A 19482-nucleotide genomic window follows, 5' to 3' on the forward strand; every position below is an offset into this window, starting at 1 on the left:
GGACCGGGGCCAGACCCGAGACGGCGAACAATGCACTGGTGCCGATCGTCGCGGGGTGGTGACGAGGTTGACGCGGGCGCCTTGGGCGCACAGCAGCCGGTGCATGTTCGGTTCGAGTCCGGGGTCGGTCACTACGGTGACGGGGTGACCGTGGACCTTTCCTGCGAGAGCGAGGCCGAGGCCGAAGGTGCCGCCGCTGGACTCGACGATCTCAGCCCCGGGCAGCAGCTCGCCTCAGGCGCGGGCTGCGGCGACCATGTGGAGGGCGGGCGATTTTTCATACCACCGGGGTTGAAGCCTTCGAGCTTGACCCAGAAGCCGCGCCCGGCCGCGGTGAGAGGGGCGGAGATCTACACAGCAGGTGTGTTGCCGACGGCGGATGCGAGGGAGCGGCCGACGCCGCTGGAGAGCACGTCGGTGGCGGGATAGTGCATGGTGACTGGCTTTCTGGTTTGGTCGAGAAGAACGTCGTGCAGCGCTCGACGGTGTTGCGCCGTTTGCAGGTCTCGCGATCGAAGGCCGGTGGACGTCCGCCGCGCCTGCCGAGCCGTTTGCGGTTCGCGGCTTGGTCGGCGGGCTGGGGGATCAACGCGCGGATCCCGCGCTGGCGCAGACGGGTTCGGATCGCCCGGGACGAGTACGCCTTGTCCGCGGGCGTGGACCTGCGGCTTGTCCGCGTGGAAGACCCACATCACCGCGTGTTCCCACACGTCGTGAGCGGGTAGCAAGAGCACGCAGGCCACGGTGGCGAGGAAGGTGAAGGCGCATGGGTGCCACACGTACAGAGCGGCCCGGGGCGAGCGGACCACCCATGCCGCGCGAGCGAGTCGGCAATCTCCTGCGACGCCCAGGAGGGCGGCGTACGGACCGTTTCCTGGCTATCCGGCTGCCGACGCCTCCACCGCCGCTACGAGCGCAGGGCCGAACGCATCCTCGCCTTCGTCGGCATAGCCGCAGTCCTCATCGGCTATCGCCGATTGGAGAGGGAGAACGACTGACGCCCTGGGGTGTCACACCCATCCGCCATGATCTCACCATGAACGAAGACGTCTTCTGGCAGCTTGTTGAAGAATGCCGGTCCCCAACTCCCGATCCCGAGGGCGAACAGCTCGCTGCCGCCCTGACAGCACGCTTGGTGAACGGGCCCATGTCTGACGTGATCGGCTTCGCCGAGCAGCTCTCCTGGGCTCTGTACAGGTTGGACCGCAAGGAGTACGGCGAAGGACTGGCGGGCGATGCGTTCCTCTATACCCGGGCTGCCGTCGTCGCGGCTGGCCGTGACGAATACGAGACCGTACTTCGATACCCAGACAGGTTCGTGCCGTACGCCAGCCATCTCGTCTGGGCCGAGGCCCTGCTCTACGTACCCGACAAGGCGTACGAGCACATCACTGGAGAGGAATGGGACCGCAGCACCCGGTACAGCTACGAGTCGTACTCCAACACGGCCGGGTGGGCTGGCGCATAGCCCCTAGATGAGTGAGTCCGATGTTCTCAGTGGTCGTAGGCGATGAGTGATCGTTTGGTCTTGGCGCCTGTGGTCCAGTTGTGCCAGATGGCTGTGGCGAGGGCGAGGAGTCGTTGGCCGGTGCGGGCGAAGACTCCGGCCGGGGTTCTGCCGCCGTGCTGTTCCAGGCTGAGCTGGCCTTTGAGGGTGTCGAAGACGGCCTCGATCCACTGGCGGGCCCGGGCGAGGCGGCCGTGGCGGACGGGCTCGTCCTTCCGGTCGGGCCGTACCAGATGGACGCCGAGGCGTTCGGTGAGGAACGTCTCGAACTCCCGCCCGGCGAAGCCCTTGTCCGCGAGGATCACCTGACCGCTGCGGACGAGGTGGTGGTCGCGTTGCAGCAGCGCGGTCATCACCTGCCGTTCCCCGGGTTTCGGGTTGGCCAGGCACCAGGACACCGGCATGCCTTCGGCGGTGGTCAGCAGGTAGAGCCGGAATCCCCAGAAGAAGCGGGAATGGGAGCGGCAGTAGCCGTAGCCGGCCTGCCCGGCCAGCGCAGAGCGTCTGACGGTCTCGCGGGAAGCCGCGCAGGCAACGGGCGTGGAGTCGATCAGCCGCAGGTCGTCGTGCCAGGTCGGCACCTGCCGGGCCAGAGCCTCGATCACGTGGCTGATCAGCGGTCCGGCGGCGTTGAGGCGCTTGTTGTAGGCCGACTGCTGGGGCAGATAGCGGAACAAGTGCCCCAGCCGGGCGTGCGCGAAGCGGATCCAGTGCCGGGCCGAGGGGAAACCCAGCAGGACCTGGACGACCGCCAGGCACAGCAGTTCGGCGTCCGTCAGTTTCGGTGGTCGCCCGATCCGGCGACGAGGGGCCACATGGTCGTCGATGAACACGTACAGTGCCGCCAGAAGGGCGTCCAGGCTGGTCTTCACACCCAAGCCAACGGGCGCCCTTCGCCATAGTCGCGGCCAGCACAAACATCGGACTCATTCATCTAGCAGGCACTCCTACCGCACCATTGGAAACGATGTCTTACGAGTTGCCGCGTGATAGCGGGTGAGCCGTGTTTCGCCTGGTCGTGACCTGTCTTCAGGCGTTGATGGTGCGGTCGGAGACGAGGCCGACGATGGCACGGTAGGTGTCGGGCAGGCGGTCGCGGCGGTAGGTCCAGCGCATCAGTTGCTTCCAGCGTTTGTGATCAGCGAGGGCATGCCCGACGGTGATGCGGTCGGAGGAGTGCCAGTGGCGGTCACGCTCCCACTGTTCGACTCTGCCGGGCAGTGCTCCCGGACGCGGTTTTCTGGGCGGTGTGATCGCTTGCCCGCGGTGGTCGCGGCTCAGGCCGAGGTAGCCGTCGTCCAGGAGTACCCCGACGTCGGGGAAGTGCTGGAAGCACACGGCGATGCCCTGCGGGCGGCCGTGGCATCGTGCATATGTCCGGGCCGCAGGGCATCGGTCCATAACGTGCGGCCACGCCAGTCGGCGACGACCGTGGCCTTCATAGTGTTCTGCTTCTTCTTCCCCGGGACGAACGCCGCCCGTCCACCACGTCCGGCCGACGGTCGGCAGACCTGGAACTCGGTGGCGTCCAGGCGCAGCTCGATGCCCTCGGCCAGGGCGTAGGCGAACACGTCGGCCGGCGTCCGTAATCGCAGGCCGGGGCGGTCGGGGACCGCGCATCCCCGCTCGGCCAGGAGCGCACGTATCTCTGCGATCGCGCGGTGACGGTGGAGCGGTCGACGCCGAACAGCAGGCTCAGCACCGAATGTGGCAGGTCGTGCCGCAGATGGATCAGCGTGGCCATCACCCGGTTGCGAACACCAGCTGGTGGCGGGCGCCAGCTCCTGCGGCCCGCTTCCTGGCCCAACCTCGTGCAGCATGGCGGCGGCCCTTGACGCCGGCTTGCCACGGCACTGCCAACTCCTCGGCCAGGCAGGCGAGATGACACCGAGAGACCCCTGTGGACAGCCGATGTGCCAGCACCGCCCGACTGACCATGATCGCCACACCTGGATCATGCCACCCACTATGAGGGTAGTGCCGAAGGAGGGTGCTCTGAGGCGGCGCGTACGGTGCCGCGGCTCGCGAGTGCGAGTGGTACCGTCCGCTGATCCATTTGACCGTTCGTCCGTGAGGCCCTTTCCGTGTCTGCGCTGCCGTCCGGGACTGGCCGGGCACGCCGGCGCCGTGGCGTACGACGTGGACTCCGGCCAGCTGACCGTGTGCCCCGGGTCGGCGGCCTGGGCGACGAATACGTGCCTGGAGCAGGCCGTGTCATCGAGGCTGCCTACACGTTGGCGGGCCGCACGGTCGTCCGGGCACTGCGGATCCTTCCGTCCGGGGCGCGGCCCGCCACCGAACCGGCCGATGCTGGCATGGCCACTGCGGCCGCGTCCTGCGGGCGCATGCGCACTGGGGGGACCGTTTTGGAGGGCTGCGCCATGCGCTCGCTGCCCACTATGCAGCCGAGCCCGGCAGGCTGGTGGACCCGCGCTCGCCGCCGCCTATCAGGGCACGTACGTGCGCTTTGTCGACATGGCACGCTACTGACCCCTCGCGGACTGCGCGCACGCGGAGCATCATGCAGGCAATGGACTGCTGGAGGTCCGGTCAGGATGTCTGGGCTCCTGTGGGTGTGGGGTGCAGGGAGTCGAGGAGCTGACCGAAGGTGATTTTCTCTTTGTGGTGGTCGAAGGTCATGGCAGCGGCGCGTGCTTCCCAACGTCCTGTGCTGTGCCCGCAGTGGTCCAGCAGAATCTTCAGGGCGGCTTCGGGTTCGTGGCGGGCGCGGATCTCGTCGGCGGGAGTCTGGGGCAGGTGTTCCAGGGTGCGGTAGCGGGATTTCGTAGCTGGTGCGGTGGACCTCGGAGCGGGAGGGGATCTCTCCGGTGGTGGGGGAGTCGAGTCAGGATTGCAGAGCGGCCGCGGGATCGGGGCGTTTGCCGAGTTCGTCGTCCAGCAGCCGCACCACACCGTCGTCCTCGTCCTCGTCTTCGTCACCGGGACGGCGGCCGCTGCGGCCAGGAACCCGTCGGGCCCGCCGGCCTTCTCGCTTCTCGGCGATCCAGACCGGTTCCGCCGCGTGCAGCCCGTTCAGGATGTCCGCGACGGTGGTGCGTGGGGTGTGCGGGTTGGCGGCAGGGGTGGACAGTGGTCGGTGTTACGAAGCGGGTGAGGTTCCGGCTATCAGGTCCGCGGCTTTCTCGGCTATCACAAGGACGGTCGCGTTGGTGTTGGCTTCGGGCAGCGTCGGCATGATCGAGGCATCGACCACCCGTAGGCCCTCGATCCCCTTCACTCGCAGGTGCTCGTCGGTCACTGCGGCGACGTCGGTTCCCATCCGGCACGTGCCTCCGGTGTGACCGTACGAGATGATCCCCTCGCGCAGGTAGGCGTGCAGGTCGTCGTCGCTCTGGAGCGCCGGGCCGGGGAGCACCTCGTGGTCGCGCCAGGGCTGGAGGGCGTTCGCACTGCCTGCCTGGCGTGCCAGGCGCAGACCGGCGATCATGCGGTCGGCGTCCCGTTGGTCGGTGAGGAAGCCGGGATCGATGGCGGGCGCGACGTCCGGGGCTCCCGAGACCAGCGTGAGGGAACCACGGCTGTACGGCGACAGCAGGCCGACGATCATGGTGTAGCCACTGGCCAGGTCGGGCGGTGCCAGCGGCACGTCCATGAACAGGATGTGCAGGTCGGGCCGGGGCATGTCCTTGCTGCTGCGTAGGGCGGCGAAGACATCGATGTGGTTGCTGTCACCGGGGGTCATGTCCGCCGCGTAGGTGACCACTGCCACAGGGTGGTCGGACAGATTGGCGCCGACTCCGGGCAGATCCTGGACGACCTTGATGCCGTGCTCGCGGAGCATGTCCGCGGGTCCCACCCCGGACAGTTGCAGGAGGTGCGGCGAGCCGACGGCTCCGGCGCTCAGCACCACCTCGCGCGTGGCCCTCGCCTCGGACTCGGCCCCGCCCCTGACGTAGCGGACCCCTGTGCACCGGTCGCCGGAGAAGGCCAGCCCCACCACCAGGGCGTCGGTGGCCACGGTGAGGTTGGGGCGGCCGGCGGCGGGTGTCAGGTAGGCGTCGGCGGCGGACTGCCGGACCCCGTCGTCCACGGTGAGCTCCGTCCAGGTGATGCCCTCGGGGTCCGCACCGTTGATGTCGTTCGACACGGGGATGCCGAGGTCCCGGAACGCCTCGAAGGCCGCCTGGGACGCGGGGTGCGGGACGTCCACGGCCCTGGGGCGCACCGGCCCTCCGGTTCCCCGGTAGGCGGGGTCGAGTCCCTGGGTGTGCTCACAGCGCCGGTAGTACGGCAGCAGATCGGCGGATCCCCAGCCGCGGACGTCCCACGCGTCGAGGGCCGCGGGATGGCCGCGTACGTGCATCATCGCGTTGATGGCGCTGGAGCCTCCCAGCACCTTGCCGCGCGGGTAGACGATTTCCCTGTTGTTCAGCCCCGTCTGTGCGACGGTGTGGAACCCCCAGTCCGCCTCACTGCCCCACAGGCTGACCCAGGCGCCCGGGACAGCCATCGCCGGGGGCCCTTCGGCCTGTCCTGCCTCGATCAGCAGCACCTGGATGGACGGGACCTGCGACAAACGCGATGCCAGTACGGAACCCGCCGTGCCGGCCCCCACCACCACGAAGTCGAAATCCTGCGCAGCTTCAGTCATGAGCACGTTCCCTCAATCTTTTACGACTGGCTGGCTGTCCCTCTGAGGCTCCAGCCACTCGCCTGCGGATCGGACAACGAACCCGCGCTAACCCCACGGCCCCTTAAATTGTCCCACTATGCCTTACTCTGTTGGTAAAATGGCCGAATGTAGAAGATCTGGGCCGCGCCGGGGTCGGCGGGAGCGGTGTGGATGGTGCGGTGCTCGGTCGGGCCGCAGTCCTCGTCTCCCTGGTGAAGGGCGTCGAACTCGGCAGGCCAAACGGATGAGCGAGTCATCGCAGACATCACAGGCGCGGGGCCCGAGCGGATCGCGGTCCTCTCCCGCCCCACCTCGCCGACGAGATCGTCCGCCGGCAGCCCGCCGCCAGCGTTGTCGCCTGCGCGGACCCCGAGGTCGCCCTCCGGCTCCGAGCCGCCTGCCACACTCCGTACTTCCGCCCCTGCACCAGCACCGCCGTCACCGGCTGCGAACTCGGCGGAGCAGCCGAGAACGTCATCGCCCCGGCCGTGGGTACCGCTGACAGGCACGGCCTCGGCGACAACACCAAGGCCGCTCACATCACCCGGGGTCTGACCGAGACCAAAGGATGCCGACAGCCTCCGTGTAGGCGGCGAGCGGCGGGAGCAACGGCCTCAACCGATCCGCCTGTCAGGTCCGTGGGACAAAGACGCGTACGGCTCGATCCCCCTGCTCTGCTTCCTCGCCATCGCTGTCAGCGCGGTCGTCCTGGTCATCACCGAGGCCCCACCCGCAGTACGCCGTGCGATGGGTTATATGCCTACACACCTGAACAGTGCGTAATACTGCTGTAGGGGAAGGCAGTTGAGTCGCACAGTGATCATCAAGGAGGGTCCGCGATGGCACGGTGGGAGATCAGGGTCGACCGGCTGTTCTGGACGGGCACAGCGGCGCAGCAGTCGGGCCAGATCGGGGAGGCGCTTGCCGTACACCGGCGCGCCGAGGGCATGCTGCGACGCCGGCTGAGACGGCATCCGGATGATCCCGCGGTGCACGGGAAGCTCGCCGCCGTGCTGTACTCCCTGGGCTCCTCACTTGTCTCCGGCAGACAGCCGGACGAGGCCGCGAAGGTGCTTGAGGACAGTGAGTACCACTACGGCAGGTCTGCGCAACCGGAAGTGGACCTGCTGATCGCCGACGTCGAGGCGCGCAGGGCCGGTGCGCACAGCCTTGCAGGGCACCCCGTGTCGGCGCTGACGGACATCGACCGGGCTTTGACGACGTACGCCCGGCGGGGTGTTCACCACGAGGGACCGCCGCGCTCCCTCGACCTGGCGCGCGTCCTGAGCCAGGCCGCGGTCGTCCACCGGGTCCACGGCGACACCGACCAGGCTCTGGCCTGTGCCGGACAGGCCCTGGCCCGATACAAGGAGGGCGTCGCCGCTGTGAACGCCGATCCATCCGCCCACCTTGGCTACATGATTGACATGGCCGCGGACACCGCCTCCATGTTGGAGGCGGCCAAGGGGAATTGGCCCGCGGCTTTGGCCGTCGACGAGTTCGTACTGAACACCGTTGGGCAGGGCTGGGGGGACCTCGCGGCGGCGCTGGCCCGCATGGGCGTGCATCTGCGTGCGGCTGGGCGCGCAGCAGAGGCCCGGCCCTTCCTGGCCCGCGCCGCCGAGCTGTCATCCACGGCCGTGGAGCAGGAGCAGCGCATCCTCACACGGCCGCACCCGCGCTCCCTGGACGAGGCGCTGCGTACGGCCGGCGCCGCGACCGGACTGGTCGGGGTCGCCGTACTGCGCCGGGCGCTGACCGGAGAAGAGTCCTACTCCGTCTCCGCCCGTGTACGTGACCAGGCAGCCGCTCCCGCGCACGCCCGGTCCCTCGCCGACCTCGCCGCCGCTGTCGACCACCACACCGACGCCGCCTGGCGACTGGCCCTGGAGAGCCACCTGCTGAGCCAGGCCATCTTACGTAACCGCCCTGACTCGTCCCACGCCTTGCTGAGCGCTCATGGACACGCTTGGGCGACCGCACTCCTCGTCATGGTCCGGGTGAGCCGCCTGACCGGCAGTGAGGCCATGCAAAACGACGTGCGGGCCGCCGTGGATCGCTTCAACGAGACCGCCGTCGCAGTGGAGGAGCCACGCCTGCGCTCTGCTGTGGACCGCCTGCGAGACCGTGTCGACTGAGACGGGACAATGACCTCCGGATGGCAGCGACAGGCCCCGGGGCCGATACAGTTTTCACAAACGACCGTTCCTGACAGTCGCGCGACGTGCGTCTCCGGCCTTTGCCCGGCCCGGTGGGAAGTCGTGATCGGCTTCCGGCCTTTCGTCTGAATCCGGCGGTCTCGACTGTCAATTCATCCCTTGGCTATGGGGTTTGCGGCATGGCGCTGCAACTTGGTGAGGTGAATTTCAAAGCCTGGGATGACACGGCGCCGGGCCGGTTCTGGGCGGGAGCGTTCGACTGAGGCGTTTCCAGCGAGGGACCCGGTGCGACCAGCGTCAGGCCCGCGGGTTCCGCTTGGTCCGCCCCCGTCGCCGACTGCGTCGATGTCATCGCTGTTCCCGGACCCCGAAACAGTGAAAGACCGCGCGCGCATCGAACTCGCCGCCGGCTCCGCGGCCCATCACGCGGAGTTGGTCGCGTGCCTGAAAGAGCTCGGCGTGACGCCCGCCAGTGTGTGGGCCAAGGCGACCTACCGCAGACAGTTCTGGCCGCCCCGGAGGGCAACGAGTTCTGCGTGCTGGAGCTGCGGGAGATCTAACTGACGTGCGATGCGTTTTGCAGGGTTGCGGATCTGGAACAGCTCACCGACGTCGGTCATCCTGGCGCGTGAGTGGGCCCGTGCTTGCGACTCCACCTCCGAGCACGAACGGCGCGCCGCGCTCAGCGACTTCCTGAACTGCCTGTTCGACGAAGCGTGGTCGTTGGAACGACTGAGAAACGCTCCGGGCACGACGAGTTCCCATGACGGGTGGGAAAGACAGGCTCATAGAGTTGTTGCGGCGCGCGGGGCTGGAAGTCGTGGGGGGGACTGGCGGATAGAGGAGGTACTGCCGCCCCGGGCCTCTTGGCGACTGGTCGTCCCGGGTGGCGCCAAGCCGACTGTGGCCGCGCGAGAGGACCTGCCCACCTGGTCGCCGGGCTCAACGCACGCTCCGGCCGCGCCGACCAGCGCGAAGACACCGACTCCGATCTCCGAGTAGTGGAAACGGGGACCGGTCAGGACGAAGGAGACAGTCGTCCAGAAGGCGCTGAAGGCGCCGAACATCGCCGCCTGGTAGAGGCCGCGGCGCAGCAGCGCCGGGTGTGTGCGGACCAGCCGGACGGTCGAGCGCAGCACATGGTGGTACGGGATGGAGGTGGTCGGCGCCTGCCGCGGCAGGGCCACGCGCAGGGCCACGGCGAGCAGGGCCATGAGCACGGCGGAGCCGAGGAAGACGACGCGCCAGTCGGTGAGGTCGGAGACCAGGCTGCTCAGGGTGCGGGAGAGCAGGATGCCGGTGAGCAGGCCGCTCATCACCCGGCCGACGATACGGCCCCGGGCATGGTCGGGCGCCAGACCGGCGGCGAAGGGCACCAGTATCTGGGCGACGACCGAGGTGGCGCCGCTGACCAGCGAGGCGGTCAGCAGCATGGGGAAGCTGGTGGCTAGTCCCGCCGCCACGAGAGCGAGGGTCGTGATCGCCAGCAGGACGGTGATCAGATTGCGCTTCTCCAGCCGGTCGCCGAGCGGGACCAGGAAGAGCATGCCGATCACGTAGCCGACCTGGGTGAGTGTGATCAGTGCGCCGGCGGTGGCCGTGCTGGTGTGGAAGACACCGCTCAGCGAGGACAACAGGGGCTGGGCGTAGTACAGGTTGGCGACCGTCATTCCGGTGGCGACGGCCAGGAGCGCGACCAGCCAGCCCGGAACACCGTGCGGGGCCTCGGCGGTCGCGGGCTCGCGCGGGCTCCGGATGTCGGACGACGCGGACGTGTGCACCTTCTTGGACATGTGCACCTTCCTGGCGGGGGGAGCCGGCGATTGGCTCGGACGGAAGCGCTGTGCGGTGATCGGCAGCGTCTTCGATGCCGTCACGCAGGTGTAAGCGTCCGTCCGCCCCTCGATGCTTCCTCGCCGCTCGCGATGGTTCGGGATTTCAGTCATCTCGATCGGAGATGAGCGTGCCCGCGCACCGTTCCGAAGGCGTTGGAAACGGCGGTGGCGCGGGCGGTCACCGCGGCAGCGCGGTCTTCAGCCACTGCAGGAGTTCGGGGGTCACAGGGTCGGTGATGTCGGCGAACTCGTCGTGTTTCTTGAGGAACTTGGCCACGTAGGGGCAGACCGGCACGATGCGCTTCCCGGAGGCGCGTACGTCGGTCAGGGCCTGCTGGACGAGGAGCGACGCCAGGCCCTGGCCGGCGAAGGCGTCCTCGATCTCGGTGTGGTAGAAAACGCGCTGGTCATCGCGGTCGCGGTACGCGGTGAGGCCGGCGGTCATGCCGTCGACCAGGATTTCGTACCGGTGCCTGGCGTCCACACGCTGGACGGCGGGAGCGGCGGCGGGCTGTGTCATCGTGTGCCTTTCAGCGGCTTCGGGTTCTTGCGCGGCGTGATGGTGGCATTCGGAAGGGCGGGCGCGGGAAGACGGTCGCCGTCGTAACCGCTGACACTGCCGAAGCGGTCGGACGCGTTCTCCCAGGCTTCTCTGGCCGCGACGATGTCCTGGTGGTCGCGGCCGATGAAGTTCCACCACATGACGATTTCTTCCTCGAAGGGTGTCCCGCCGAGCAGCACCGCCCGAGCGGGCGCGGACGTATCGTTCGCCAGCGTCAGTGTGTCGTTTCCCGGACCGAGGTAGCCCAGTTCCGCCGGGCGCAGCAGGGTTCCGGCCAGGCGGATGTCCCCGTGATCGACGAGGAGGCCGTACTCGAAGGCGGAATCCACCGGGATCGTTGTCGTCGAGCGCGGATCGAGGACGAGTTCGGCGCCGAGCAGGGGTGTGAAGGTCGGTACGGGAGAGGTGTCACCGGCGAGGGATCCCAGGAACACCCTGATGTCCGCTCCGCCGAGCCGGACCGGGCTCGGGACATGGTGCCGGAAATCACGGGCGGTGTGCCGGTGCTCTTCGGGCAGAGCCACCCACAACTGGACGCCGTGCAGGACCGTGGCGCGGGCGGTGGAGACTTCCGAATGGCTGATGCCGTACCCGCCGGTCATGAGGTTCAGCTCACCGGGCCGTACGAGCGCGTGGCTGCCCAGGCTGTCGCGGTGCTCGATCTCCCCGCTGAACAGCCAGCTCACGGTCTGCAGGCCGGTGTGCGGATGAGGAGCGACGTCCATCCCGCCCGTGTCGGCGACGTTGTCCGGACCGTAGTGGTCGGCGAAACACCAGGCTCCGATCAGCGTACGAGCGCGCTGCGGCAAGGTGCGCCGTACCGTCATCGCTCTCGGCCCGCCCAAGGGGACGTCCCGCGCGGTCAGCACCTCGACCTGCGACGCGGCCTCACCGCGGTCCGCGGCGTCGCGGCGCGGTGCGGCGGGATCCGCTTCGACGTTGCTCATCGCACGCCCTTTCACATCCGAAGGTGATTTCATATTCAATAATCAGGCTAGATAGTAAGGCGCCTGCCCCCACCGCACGCAGGCACCACATGCACGGCAGAGCGAGGGCCGGGAACGGCCCCGAAGGAGTCCACGTTGGGTGACACGGCAGCAGACCCCGCGAGCCGGCGGGTCTACATCGACAAGCAGAGCCCCAAGGCCTACCACGCCCTGGTCGAGACGGCCGACGCGGTCCGCGCGACCGCCGCGGAGGCAGGGCTGGACCGCAGGCTCGTAGAGCTGATCAACCTCCGTGTGTCACAGATCAACGGCTGCGCCTACTGCCTCAACGTGCACACCAGGGCCGCACTGCGTGCCGGCGAGACCCCCCAGCGACTGGGCGTGCTCGCCGCCTGGCGCGACACCGAACTCTTCACGGCACGGGAACGCGCGGCACTCGCCCTCGCGGAGGCCACCACCGACCCCGCCGACGCCGTGGCGCAGGAGAACGCCTACGAAACCGCTCGCCAGGCCCTCGACGACGACGAGATCTCCGCCACGATCTGGGTGGCGATCACCATCAACGCGTTCAACCGGGTTTCCATCCTGAGCAAGCACCGCGTCCCCTGACGCCCGATTCCCCGGCGGGGGTCGCCACCCCGGTCCGCTCACCGGCCAGCGCGCGGGACCAGATCGGTGAACGGAGGTGGGTCGCTCACGGCGACCGCGTGGGAAGCGCGGACCGGGCCCAGGTCAGTGGACGGTGGCCTGGACAGCTTCCTCGATCAGCTCGACGACGCGCTCCGGATGGGCGCACATCACCAGGTGCGAGGAGTCGATCTCGACGCTGGTCATGCCGGCCCGCTGGTAGCCGTAACGTTCCACATCGGGGTTGATGGTGTGGTCGGCCGTGGCGACCAGACCCCAGGAGGGCTTGGTCTTCCACCCGGCCGCCGGTGCCTTCTCGGTGAAGGCCTGCGCGGCGAGCGGACGCTGGGAGACGGCGAGGACGGCTGTGAGGCCGGGGTCGACGTCGGCAGCGAAGATGGAGGGGAACCTGTCGATCCGGACGGACACGTCGGTGCCGGGAGTGGTGGAGCCCTCGACCGGGAAGGGGGTGCAGACCAGCGCGGTGGCAAGGTCGGAGTCGGGGAAGCGGCCCTGCAGCTCGCCCAGGCTCTCGCCCTCCTCCAAGGCGTAGCCGGCCAGGTAGACCAGAGCTCTGACGTTGTCCTCCACGCCGGCGACGGTGATGACGGCACCGCCGTAGGAGTGTCCGACCAGAATGACCGGACCGGGTATCTCACGGACGATTGAGGCGATGTAGGCGGAGTCGCCGACCGGACTGCGGTTGGGCACCGCCGGTGCCACCACGTCCAGGCCGCGGGCGATCAGCTCGGCTTCGGTTCGGGGAAGACGTGCTGGAGGCGCCTGGCCCAGTGGACCGAGGCCGGTGTGTGGCCCTGGCTGCACGAGGTCGCCAAGCTTCGCAGCGCGGACCCCCTGAACTTGTCCCGGGCCGTCGTCGACGGCTCCCATATCCGCGCGCCAAAGGGGGCTCCAAGACGGGACGAAGCCCTGTTGACCGGGGTAGAAGCGGCAGCAAGCACCATCTGGTTACCGACTCCACCGGCATCCCGCTCGCGGTCACCCTGATCGGCGGCAACCGCAACGACATCACCCAGCTCATCCCGCTGCTTCAAGCGGTACCACCCGTGCGCGGCAAGCGCGGTCGACCACGCCGCCGCCCGGACGTCGTATTCGGAGACCGCGGTTACGACCACGATAAGTACCGCTGGCTCGTCTGGGGCCTCGGCGTGAAGCCGGTCATCGCCCGCCGTGGCACCGAGCACGGCTCTGGTCTCGGAACCCAACGCTGGGTTGTGGAGCTCGCGTTCGCCCACCCGCACTGGTTTCGCCGCCTGCGGATTCGCTGGGAGATACGGGACGACCTTCACGAGGCTTTCCTCACCCTCGGCTGCGCAGTCATCTGCTGGCGGCGCCTCAAGAAAGCAGTGCTGATCTGAGCCCTCAGCCCGTACCGGCGACCAGTGCCTCGCCGAGCGGGGTGCGGCGGTAGAGCACGGACCGTCCGGACCGGGCGCGGACGAGCAGTCCCGCGCCTCGCAGGATGGCGAGGTGGTCTCCCACTGCACCGGGTGCCATGGCGAGGCTTCGGGCGAGGTGGCTGGTACTGGCCGGGGCGTCCAGCGCCAACAGCAGCCGGGCTCGGGACCGGCCGACCAGAGCGGTCAGCGTGTCCGGTTGAGGGACGGTTTCCTCTTCGCCCCACAGGGCGGCGGTGCCGCGGGCACGATAGACCAAGGTCCTGGGCCAGGGGTCTTCCAGGTGGGCGGCGATATGCCCGACAAAGACCGAAGGGATCAGCAGGAGCCCGTCGCCGGTGAGGCGGACTGTTCCGCCTCGGAAGAAGTCGATCTCGATACCGCCTGCATGCCAGGCGATGCCCGGGTGCAGGCTCTCGATGGTCGTGGCCCATCCGTGTTCGCCGATCACACCCACCCGGTGCACGACATCGCGCTCACAGATCGCGCGCAGTTGCGGCCAGTCCGCGGCGAGCAGCTCGTGCCATGCCTGGTCCATCGCCTCGGCGATCCTGGAGACGGCGTCCGGCGAGTCCAGGACCGCGCGTACGCGGGGATCGCGGGCGGACGGGCCGGTCGCGGTGGTGGCGAATTCGCGGCGGGCCGCTTCCAGCGGCGTGGCCCTGATCGTGGCCAGGTCTTCCGCCCAGGTCTGGTTGAGACCACGCGGGGGCGGGGCGACGAAGTTCGGTCCGCCGCGCGGGGCCTGCAGAGCGAGGGCGGCGTCCAGTTCGGTCTCGCGGCGCAGCCGTTCAAAGGTCGGCAGGAGCCGGGCGGCCCAAGCTCGCGGCAGCGGCTGGCCCTGGCCGATGAGCGAGCGCAGCAGCAGGCAGAGGTCCAGCGCGGGCGACAGGGCGAACCGGCTGCGCAGCAGGTCCTCGACGGAGACTTCGAAGCGCAGCACTTTGCCATGCTATCGCCGGACGTTGTTCCGATTCGTCCAGCGACGAATCATTGGTGAGCGGCGTGGGCGCACGGCGAGGCTGGGCGTCATGGCCCCAACCGCCGAACCCGCACAGGGCAACCACCGTGCCACCTATCGGGAGGTGCTGGCCGAGCCGCGATTCCGGCTGCTCTTCTCAACCCGCACCGTCGCGATCACTGCGGACGCGCTGCGGATCACCACGTTCACGGTTCTGGTCTTCTCGGCCACTGGCTCCGCGCTGCTGAGCGCAGTGGCCTTCGGCATCGGCTTCATCCCGCAGCTGTTCGGCTCGCTGCTGCTGGGCTCACTGGCCGACCGACTGCCGCCCCGCGCGCTGATCACGGGCGGCTACGCCTTGACGTGTGCCGCCGCCCTGCTGCTCGCCGTGGTGCGGATGCCGGTCGCGGCAAGCCTTGGTGTCGTGGCGCTGGTCGCCCTCGCCACACCGGTGTTTCACGGCGCGTCGAGTCGGCTGGTCGCGCAGTCGCTGGAGGGCGACGCCTATGTACTGGGCCGTTCACTGAACAACATCGCTGCCTCCGGCGCGCAATTGTTCGGTCTGGCGCTGGGTGGTGCGGTCGTCGCGGTACTCGGCCCGCACCGTGCGCTCGCGGTAAGCGCCGCCCTCTACCTCGGCTGCGCGCTCGCTGTCCGCATCCGGCTGCCCCGGCTGCAGCCGGGAGAGTTCGGCGGCACACCCGGCAGCGCTGGGGGCGATAGCGGGGCCGTCCGTGCAAGCCTGCATGGTGCAGGCCTGCTGCTGCGCGGACGCACGGTGCGACGACTGATGCTGGCTCAGTGGCTACCGCCCGCGTTCGTAGCGGGCGCGGAAGGCCTGATCGTCGCCTACGCGGGAGAACGCCACTTCGCGCCCGGCTGGTACGCGGTGCTGATGGGCTGTCTGCCGGTTGGCATGCTTGTCGGTGACCTGCTGGTGGGCCGACTGCTACGGCCACGCGCCCGGGAGCGACTGGTAGTCCCGTTGATTGCGCTGGCGGGGCTGCCGCTGATCGGCTTTGCTGCCGAGCCCGGAGTGGGCTTCTCGTCCTGTCTGCTGCTGATTAGCGGCCTCGGATACGCCTACGGTCTCGGCCTGCAACGGCCGTTCCTGGACGCCCTGCCGCGGGATGGCCAGGGCCAGGCCTTCGGCTTGCTCGGCTCCGGCAGCATGACGCTACAGGGCGTCGGGCCGGTTTGCTTGGGCTCGGTGGCGGCAGCCATTGGAACAGGCGGCGCAATCGCCCTGGCAGGCGGTGCGGTGGCGCTTACCGCCGGCTGGATTCTCACCTGGCACTCGCCCACCTCCCTGGTCCCCGTCCCGAACTGCTCAACGGGATCAGAGAACGGCACCGAACAGCATGCGTGTAGTTCTCCTGCGCAGTAACCGTCGCAGGTCGGGTCGGCCGTGAACTGGCACGCACCCCCCGCCCCCCACCCCCACGCCTGCTCGTCCGACGCCGCATCACCCTCGACAGAGACCATGGGGCTCATGCCGCGCCCCTCTTGATAATCGTGGAACTGGTTCGTCAGCTCGGAGGCATCTGCCCAACCAACTGCATCCCGTCCATTGAGACCAGTGGTCCACACAGTGCGTCGACAACTACGCAGGCCAGCCCGCCGGATTCCCTGTAGTAGACAGTGACAGCCCTTGCGTATGCCGGGCGGTCATCTCATGAAAGCCGGCCTGGAGCACAAGGTCGCCGTGTCGCTGGTGCACGGAGGAGACGGTTCCAGTGAACCCCTGCAGCTCCATCGCAGCGTCGGCTTCCTCGTGACTCATGCCGAATCGGAGCGGGCCCACGCTCTCGAAGGGGGTGTAGTGCCACTGCACTCGATCGGAGTCATTCACGACTGACCACATAGTCCGGCCATCTCACCACGCGCCACCGACATCACACTCAGTCAGCCCTCCATGGAAAAGGAGCCAGAGCCATTTGTCGTGGGCATTCCGGCCACCGTCGACTGCCCACCGACGCCCGAACCGATGGACAGACACTGCCGCTTGAAGTGAACGAAGCCAGGTCCGCTCGCGTCGTTGCGCCAGCGCCGGGATCAATACGCGGACGAGAACGTCCGGCCGCGTAACGGTCATCCCGGCCGGCTCCAGGCCACGAAGAGAGCTGATGTCAGGGCCGTCCAGAAGCTCAGCGCCGCGGTGGGCGGGGACACCGGCCGGGAGCGCCGCCGTCGTACTCCGCCCGCCCGCTGTTTTCGGGAACACTATTGCCTCGGGTATTCGTGCCGCAGTCATATGCGAAACGGGTCGGCCTTCGACGTGGACGAATACTGACACCTTGCCGGGGTGCGGCCTCTACCATGGGGGCCGAAGCCGCGCGGCCGGTCAGCACATGGCCGGGAGGGGAGGGGCCGTGGCAGCGGAACGCAGTCTCAGCAGGTTTTCCGGGTGGTCGGAGCTCCAGCCGTTGTGCACCAGCGGAATGCTGGAGGACCGGCGCCCGTTCTTTTCCGGGACGAATGTGCAGAGCCGGATGTCCGAGGTACGGCGGGCGATCAACGACATCCGCATCCACTGGGATCGCTATCCCGATTTCATGGCGGAACTGCGTGCCTATATGGAGCGGGTGAATCCGGATTCCGGGGCAGCGACTGATCCCGAGCTGGACGGCCAGTTGGCGGAACTTTTCGCCAGTACCAAGGACTGGGCCGACCGCCGGGCGGACAGCGGTCCGCAGCCGGAGGACTACAGTGCGGTCCGTCTCTACACTTCGGATGCCGGATACCAGCGTATCTTCAGCACCATCAACACCGCTTTCCGCACCGTGTCGCTGACCGGCGATCCTGTCGCCCTGCGCAGTGCCGCGTTCCTCGTGGAGCTTTTGAGCATCGACCTGTTCAACTACCGTCACAGGCACCGCACGGCCGACAATTTTCAGGGCACCGTCTACCGGGGCATGGCGGTCACCGCCGAGGAGTTGGCGGCCTTCACCCGAGCCGCCGCAGGTCCGGTTGAGCAGCGCTATCTCTCGGTGCCTCTGGCCATGATGTCGGCCAGCCGCAGCCAGGAGAAGGCGACGGCCTTCGCCTGGGAGACCGCCAGGCGCTTTCCCGACCGCCGCCCGCTGCTCTGGAGCATCGACGTCGCCGGGCTGCCGCCGGAACTCCTGGGCGCCTACCGCTCCGCCTTCCCGGCGAGCACGGTCACGTCGATGTGTGCCGTGCCCGTGGACGGGCTGTCGGCGTACGCGTACGAGAAGGAGGTGCTGCTGCGCGGCCCCTTCTTCCAGATCCTCGGCATGACGGAGGACAGCGGCGCGGGCCCGGGCCGCGGGCCGATGCACACCATTGAGGCTGTCATGCTCAACAGCAATCGCGACCACGTCACCACGATCGCCTCGGACGAGGGGGAGGACCGCCGGGCCAGGGACCTCTTCCGCACGGTCGTGACCATGCATCGCGCGGGGCTCTGCCTGGAGTACGCGCGCACCCGCGGATTCGACGTGGACGCCGGCGTCTACCGTGCACAGCTCGACAGGAACAGGGCCGAATTCGACCGGCTCGCGGCGGCCGTGTAGTACCGGCCCCCGCGGTTCGCAGACCAGAGGACGAAGGTTGACCGTCACCGTGCCAGGCCCCGCATCCGGCCTCGGCCTCTATTACCCGTATTTCCACGTCCGCGACGAGCGTTGGCTGAAGATATCCGCGCTGTACTGGCCCGCCATCGTGCGCATCGTCCCGGAGGACTACGCGGTCCGTGACTCGCGGACCGTGCGCGTCCTAGCCGACCAGGCCGGCTTCATCGAGAACGTCGACCCCGCGGTCGCGGTGGACGCCATCGCACCGCGCTTCTTCGAACTGCTCGCGGGTCACGAGGGTGCCCTGCGGGCCGGGCTGCGCGTACAGCAGCGTGACATGGCTGCCTTCGACCACTCCGCGTCAGGCACCTCAGCCACGGCACCCCACCGTCCTCGCTTGGCCGCGCTCCACGAGAGCCAGGTTCGTCCCGATCTGACGCGGGCCCTGGTGGAGGCGGGGTTGGCGGTCCGGGGGCGGCTGACGCTGTCCCAGGAGGTGGACGCGCGCTGGCTGGTCCTGCGCGAGCGCTTCGTGTCCCTGTACATGAGCTGCCTCGCGGAGGAGTTCGGCTCGGCGAACCACCTGGAGCTGACCACCGATCAGCCACATGCGTTCGCCCTTGCCAACGGCTGGTCGGCCGATCTGCTGGCCGGGTATCTGCTGCGGACGCCCATGCAGGCGGCTACGAAGGCGGCGGCGCAGGCCGGGCCGTCGCTGGCCGAGCGCATCGGTATCCTCGCCCTGGGGCTCGTGGTGCCCGCGGACATCGACCGAGTGTCCGCCGAGCAGATCGTACGGCTGCGTCGGCGCCACGGCCGGGAATTTCTCGCCTTCCGCCAGGCGGTGGGCCAGGCCGCCGCCGAGCTGGCGTCCCTGGCGGACATCCCGGACGGCCGCACCCTGGACGCCTATCTGCGGAACGAGGTCAACGACCGTTTTGCCCTACCCCTGGACGAGTTACGCCAGTGCCTGGCCGGGATGAATCTCGGCGCCGCGACGGCCGCCGTCAACGTCAAGACGCAGCTTCCGTCCAGCGTGACGCTGGCCGGCGGCGCCTGGCTCGCCGGCCAGCCGCTCGTGGCCGGTGCCGTCGCCGCCGGGTTCGGGCTGCTCGCCATCGGCCACACCTCCCGCCAGGCGCGCGGCACGGCCCTGGCCGCCGCGGGCCCGGCCGCGTATCTGCTGCACACCGGGAATGCCCTCAGCCAGCGCCGCATGCTGTCCCGCACCCTGGACCGGATGACCGGTATCGCGGGCCCGGCGGCGCGCGGCTGACGCCCGGCGCGCCGCGGGTCC

The 19482-nt window shown here is 68.8% G+C and carries 12 protein-coding genes and 7 pseudogenes; 9 read left to right on the forward strand and 10 right to left on the reverse strand.

Annotated features, from left to right (window positions below; genetic code table 11):
* Positions 1 to 51: 51 nt before the first annotated feature.
* Together KQY30_RS35380 and KQY30_RS35385 are read right to left on the reverse strand one after the other, a co-directional pair.
* Positions 52 to 350, reverse strand: a pseudogene (locus tag KQY30_RS35380) (pyridoxal-phosphate dependent enzyme); the annotation flags it as partial.
* Positions 351 to 472: 122 nt separating this feature from the next.
* A pseudogene (locus KQY30_RS35385) lies at positions 473 to 652 on the reverse strand (IS5/IS1182 family transposase); the annotation flags it as partial.
* A gap of 211 nt (positions 653 to 863) precedes the next feature.
* Here KQY30_RS35385 and KQY30_RS35390 point away from each other — a divergent pair.
* Both KQY30_RS35390 and KQY30_RS35395 read left to right on the forward strand, forming a co-directional pair.
* Positions 864 to 998, forward strand: a pseudogene (locus KQY30_RS35390) (IS5/IS1182 family transposase); the annotation flags it as partial.
* 38 nt (positions 999 to 1036) lie between these two features.
* Entirely contained in the window at positions 1037 to 1468 is a 432-nt protein-coding gene (locus KQY30_RS35395) for a DUF4240 domain-containing protein (protein WP_217310561.1), read from the forward strand.
* A 26-nt stretch (positions 1469 to 1494) separates the two neighbouring features.
* Here KQY30_RS35395 and KQY30_RS35400 read toward each other — a convergent pair whose 3' ends face one another.
* The 3 genes and pseudogenes from KQY30_RS35400 to KQY30_RS35410 form a co-directional block, all read right to left on the reverse strand.
* Complete coding sequence (locus KQY30_RS35400; protein WP_217311515.1) at positions 1495 to 2379, reverse strand: IS982 family transposase; 885 nt, start codon at positions 2377 to 2379, stop codon at positions 1495 to 1497.
* A gap of 157 nt (positions 2380 to 2536) precedes the next feature.
* Positions 2537 to 3445, reverse strand: a pseudogene (locus tag KQY30_RS35405) (transposase family protein).
* A gap of 1162 nt (positions 3446 to 4607) precedes the next feature.
* On the reverse strand, positions 4608 to 6119 hold the full coding sequence (locus KQY30_RS35410; protein ID WP_217310562.1) for a GMC family oxidoreductase: 1512 nt from the start codon (positions 6117 to 6119) through the stop codon (positions 4608 to 4610).
* 218 nt (positions 6120 to 6337) lie between these two features.
* Here KQY30_RS35410 and KQY30_RS36960 point away from each other — a divergent pair.
* A pseudogene (locus KQY30_RS36960) lies at positions 6338 to 6703 on the forward strand (glycerol-3-phosphate dehydrogenase); the annotation flags it as partial.
* 276 nt (positions 6704 to 6979) lie between these two features.
* Entirely contained in the window at positions 6980 to 8278 is a 1299-nt protein-coding gene (locus KQY30_RS35420) for a hypothetical protein (protein WP_217310563.1), read from the forward strand.
* A gap of 806 nt (positions 8279 to 9084) precedes the next feature.
* On the opposite strand, the gene KQY30_RS35425 is transcribed toward KQY30_RS35420, so the two are convergent.
* The 3 genes from KQY30_RS35425 to KQY30_RS35435 all read right to left on the reverse strand — a co-directional run bounded on the left by KQY30_RS35425 (position 9085) and on the right by KQY30_RS35435 (position 11643).
* Positions 9085 to 10092, reverse strand: a complete 1008-nt coding sequence (locus tag KQY30_RS35425) for an MFS transporter (RefSeq protein WP_217310564.1) — start codon at positions 10090 to 10092, stop codon at positions 9085 to 9087.
* Positions 10093 to 10312: 220 nt separating this feature from the next.
* Complete coding sequence (locus KQY30_RS35430; protein ID WP_217310565.1) at positions 10313 to 10654, reverse strand: GNAT family N-acetyltransferase; 342 nt, start codon at positions 10652 to 10654, stop codon at positions 10313 to 10315.
* A complete protein-coding gene (locus KQY30_RS35435; RefSeq protein WP_217310566.1) occupies positions 10651 to 11643 on the reverse strand; it encodes a pirin family protein in 993 nt (330 codons plus the stop codon). The genes KQY30_RS35430 and KQY30_RS35435 overlap by 4 nt, the downstream gene beginning before the upstream one ends.
* Before the next feature lie 135 nt (positions 11644 to 11778).
* Here KQY30_RS35435 and KQY30_RS35440 point away from each other — a divergent pair, with 135 nt between their 5' ends.
* Positions 11779 to 12252 (forward strand): carboxymuconolactone decarboxylase family protein, encoded by a 474-nt coding sequence (locus tag KQY30_RS35440; protein WP_217310567.1) that lies wholly within the window; start codon positions 11779 to 11781, stop codon positions 12250 to 12252.
* 123 nt (positions 12253 to 12375) lie between these two features.
* On the opposite strand, the pseudogene KQY30_RS35445 reads toward KQY30_RS35440, so the two are convergent.
* Positions 12376 to 13017, reverse strand: a pseudogene (locus KQY30_RS35445) (alpha/beta hydrolase); the annotation flags it as partial.
* Between KQY30_RS35445 and KQY30_RS35450 the strand changes: the two are divergent.
* Positions 13018 to 13649: pseudogene (locus KQY30_RS35450) on the forward strand (IS5 family transposase); the annotation flags it as partial.
* A gap of 4 nt (positions 13650 to 13653) precedes the next feature.
* Here KQY30_RS35450 and KQY30_RS35455 read toward each other — a convergent pair.
* Positions 13654 to 14631, reverse strand: a complete 978-nt coding sequence (locus KQY30_RS35455) for a helix-turn-helix transcriptional regulator (RefSeq protein ID WP_217310569.1) — start codon at positions 14629 to 14631, stop codon at positions 13654 to 13656.
* Between the two features lie 88 nt (positions 14632 to 14719).
* Here KQY30_RS35455 and KQY30_RS35460 point away from each other — a divergent pair, with 88 nt between their 5' ends.
* The 3 genes from KQY30_RS35460 to KQY30_RS35470 all read left to right on the forward strand — a co-directional run bounded on the left by KQY30_RS35460 (position 14720) and on the right by KQY30_RS35470 (position 19461).
* Positions 14720 to 16036, forward strand: coding sequence for an MFS transporter (locus KQY30_RS35460; protein WP_217310570.1), 1317 nt, complete (start codon positions 14720 to 14722; stop codon positions 16034 to 16036).
* 1105 nt (positions 16037 to 17141) lie between these two features.
* Positions 17142 to 18185, forward strand: coding sequence for a hypothetical protein (locus KQY30_RS35465; protein WP_217310571.1), 1044 nt, complete (start codon positions 17142 to 17144; stop codon positions 18183 to 18185).
* A gap of 49 nt (positions 18186 to 18234) precedes the next feature.
* The gene (locus KQY30_RS35470; protein ID WP_217310572.1) at positions 18235 to 19461 is read left to right on the forward strand and encodes a DUF6236 family protein; all 1227 of its coding nucleotides are present in this window, start codon (positions 18235 to 18237) and stop codon (positions 19459 to 19461) included.
* The last annotated feature ends 21 nt before the right edge of the window (positions 19462 to 19482 follow it).

Origin of the sequence: Streptomyces sp. GMY02, assembly GCF_019056675.1 — a bacterium.
Taxonomy (GTDB): Bacteria; Actinomycetota; Actinomycetes; order Streptomycetales; family Streptomycetaceae; genus Streptomyces; species Streptomyces odonnellii.